Below are 3,706 nucleotides of genomic sequence, written 5' to 3' on the forward strand. Positions count from 1 at the left end.
GACCGATACGCCCCGAAGCTGCGGGGTGTACCGCAGGATGGTCATGTTCGATGAGCCGGCCGTGTAGCTCTGGTCGGCACCCCCTGCACTCACGTCATACGAGTACACGATCCAGCCCACGTCGTAGTCGTGGGTCGAACCGGTCGGAATGTCGCACTGCGTGCCGGTAAGGCTGCGGCAGATCGACACGAAACGATGCTGGCTCGACGCCGCCCCGCGGGCGAACTGCATGTCCGCGCTGAGCGAGTTCACCGCCGAGGCGACGTTGCCGCGGTTCATCACCGCACGAAAACTCGGGACGGCGATAGCCATGAGCATGGCGAGGACAAGAACCGTCACCATCAGCTCGACCATCGACAAGCCCGCCATGCGCGCGCGCTTACCCATCTCCGTTCCCCCTGTGCGGACCATCACCAGCAGCGCCCGTTGCTGTTCTTCGCTGTGTCGGTGGCAGCCGGCAGCTTCACGCCTTGCGAGTTGATGCTGAGATCCCCGCAGACGTCCTTAGCCTGTGAATTACCCGCCACGCGCACGGCCGTGGCCGTGTAGTCCTTGGTCAGGTCCGTCTTGGTGATCGTCACGGTGTAATAGCCTTTCTCGGAGGTCGCGCTGCCGAGCTTCAGGTCACCGGTGACCGGATCGTCGCCATACTTGTTGAACGTGGCGTAGTAGCGCTCCTGCGCGTTGGCCACGCGCATGAGCAGCTCCTGGCCATCGGCGCGACGAGCCCGGTAGGCATAGCGACCGTACGAAGTGATCGCGATGGTGGCGAGGATGCCCATGACGAGCACGACGATCATCAGCTCGAGCATGGTGAAGCCGCGCGTCCGGCGAATGTTACTGATCATTGAGAGTCCTCCAGGAACGGCGGCGCCAGATCGGCGAACCTACCGAGAATGCGGACCCGCCGCTGCCCGACACCGTCACACCCGGCACGATGACACTGCCACCGCCGAGCCCCGTTGCCGCCGGCAGGCCACCGGATGCCGGAGGGTTGTCGACGCGTGAACCAGCGACGGTATATGGCGAGCCTGACCCGTAGGCGCCACCACCGCTCACACCCGCACCGGCGCCACCGGTCGACGAATCGACCACCATGATGGCACCCGCACGGCCCGGGTTACACGGATCGGGCGTGGTCGGGATCAGCGTCGTGATGATCGCGCGGTTGGTATTGAACAGCGCCGTCGGCGTAACCACCACCTTCTCGCCGAGCGACACCAAGTCGAAGTACCAACCGCCCGGTTTGGCGGTCGTCGGGGCCGGGTTGGTCGTAAGGCCTCGTATGCCGCTCGTGGTCTGGTTGAGTGTCTGCACGACGAGTTTGTCGACTGTCCACGGCAGGCCCGTCTTGTTGGTTTGCCCGAGATCGCGGATGCCGTAAACGGATTGAGTTATTGCACCCGTCGTCGTGCGATCGTCGTCGCCGATGAACTTGCCCGTGCCGAACACGACGATGAAGTTCTGCGACGTCGGGTCCGGGAACAGGCGCGGCATCACCGTGATCGGCTGCGCCGTGGGCGTTTTCGGGCTGAACAGGAGATCGACCGTGTTCAGGTCCTTCAGGTTGAAGCGCCACAGATTACCGACCAGATCGCCAGCGAAGGCGACGTCGTCGATCTGGTCGTTGTCGTAGTCGCCGAGCACCGGCGAGGAAAGGCCATAGCTCGCGATGGTCACGCCGCCATAGCTTGTCGGCGTCTTGAGCTCCTTGATCACCGCGCCGGTCTGCGCATCCAGGATGAACAGCGAGCTGTTGGTGCTGGCTGCCGCCGCCGCGCCGTATTCGGGATCGAGGCTGTCGGTCGGGAAGTAGCCCGCCGGTACCAGCACGACCCACTTGCCATTGGCCAGGCGTCCGATATTCGGCTGTCCGAAGGTGTAGCCCAGATTGGCACCGACCTTGTTATTGGAACTGTCGATGGAATTGGCGTTGAACTCCCAGAGCACCTTCTTGGATGCGGTCGCCGCGTCGGTCACACCCGACTTGGTGATGTCGAGCGCATAGATGCCACGGCCGCCATAACGCAGGCCGCCGACCAAAATGGTGTGCCAGCCAACGGATGACTTGGAGCTGTTAGCGCTGAAATACACATCACGATAAATCGGCGTGGAGTCCACCGTCGGACGGTACTGGAAATTGTCCTTCTGCGAGAAGAACCAGAGCTTGCGATACACCGCGTCCGGGACGTACGACCAGAGTTCCCGGCCGGCCGTCGAGGAGTTTGCCTTGGCCTGGGCGTCGAAGGCGTGGAGCATGCCGTCGTTCGCCGCCACATAGAGCGTGGGCATTCGATTCAGATTGGCGGCCACGAATGCCGAATAACTCTTGGAAGGGTCCGGCGTTGTGCCGCTGTAGGCCAGGGTTTCTGGCGCGGTGGTCGTGCCATTGGGCGGAAAGAAGTCGCGATAGCCGCTGGACGGATAAGCGACATACACCGGCTGGGCATTGACGACGGCGCCGAGCAACTTGCTGCGCGTGCGCAGGAGGGCACCTTCGTCCGTCGTGGAGCCGCGGAGCCAGTCGACGCGATTGGTACCTTTCCCGTCGGTTGGCGTCGTGCCGCCACTGCCATCGCTCGAATCCATGATCTGCTTCTGGCTGGTCGTCAGGTTGCTGTAGAGGAACTCCACACCGTTACCTTCACCCGGACCTGCACTGGTCACGATGACCCGGTCGGTGCGCTTGGAAAGCAAACCCGCGGCTTCCCAATCGGCCGTGCCGAGACCACCGGTTGCGGTGATCGGAGAAGCCGTCAACGTACCTGTCCAGTCGACGGACGAGAAGTTGGGCACGTAGGTCATCGCATTCGGGCCAAGAACGCCACTACTCAGGGCCGGGGAGACCGCGCTCGACGAGGCGGCGATCACCGAGTTGATGATGTTGACCAGGCTGCTGACCAGGGTGGCCGGATCCGAGGCGTTGAAGAAACCGCCGCGACTGTTGACGGCGGCATGCCACGTATCGTCGACACCTTCGGGCGCGTTGTTGACCGGACGCGGCCACTGCTTCGTCCCCGCCATCAGAGCCGGGTAGTCACCCGGATACTGCAGGGTGCCGGCCACGCCGAGCGTGACGAAGAACTGCGACACGTGCTGCCACGTGGCGGGATCGTTCACCGGATTCCAGTAGACCGTATCGTTCGCGCCAGGATTGGTCAGGTCAACCGTCGTGGTAGCGGACACGTCCTTCCAGTACGGCTTCACGCCATTGTTCAGGCCGGGCTGGAGGTCGGTGGCCCAGTAGTACCAGGCGATGTTGGCCATCGACGATGCGTAGACGGTGCCGGCGACGTTGCCGTAGATCTTCGAGAAGCTGGCCGTCGGCGAATAGCTCCGCCCGTCCGGCAGAGTCTGCGCGACCTGGGAAATATTCGTGGTGGCACTCATGGCCGCCGCAGTATTCGCCCCTGTCTTCGGAAGTGCCGGGTCCTGGACGACGCCATTCTTGACATCATCGTTCCAGTAACCGTCCGTCACCAGCATGTGGAAGTTCTTGCGGCAGACCAGATCGGCGGAATCGGACGTGGTCAGGCCGTTCCAGTAGGGATCTTTCGCCTTAACCGTGGGGTCATCCGCCGCCTTCGAGAGTGGCTGGCGGAAGATCTCGCTGGCACGGATCGTCGCGCCGCGTGAGGGCGTGCTATTGCCGCCGACCACCTGGAGAAGCCACTTGTAGAAGTTGGCGCGCACGGTGGAATTGAGG

The 3,706-nt window shown here is 63.1% G+C and carries 3 protein-coding genes; all 3 read right to left on the reverse strand.

Annotated elements, in window-relative coordinates; translation table 11 throughout:
* Nucleotides 1-387, reverse strand: a 387-nt coding sequence (locus AC1DT2_RS17875) for a GspH/FimT family pseudopilin (protein ID WP_477297816.1), incomplete at its 3' end; no start/stop codon positions are given.
* Nucleotides 388-410: 23 nt separating this feature from the next.
* Entirely contained in the window at nucleotides 411-848 is a 438-nt protein-coding gene (locus AC1DT2_RS17880) for a type IV pilin protein (RefSeq protein ID WP_477297817.1), read from the reverse strand.
* On the reverse strand, nucleotides 838-3,706 hold a 2,869-nt coding region (locus AC1DT2_RS17885; RefSeq protein ID WP_477297819.1), incomplete at its 5' end, for a pilus assembly protein. The genes AC1DT2_RS17885 and AC1DT2_RS17880, both read right to left, overlap by 11 nt.

This window comes from Luteibacter sp. P4_E6 (assembly GCF_056401535.1).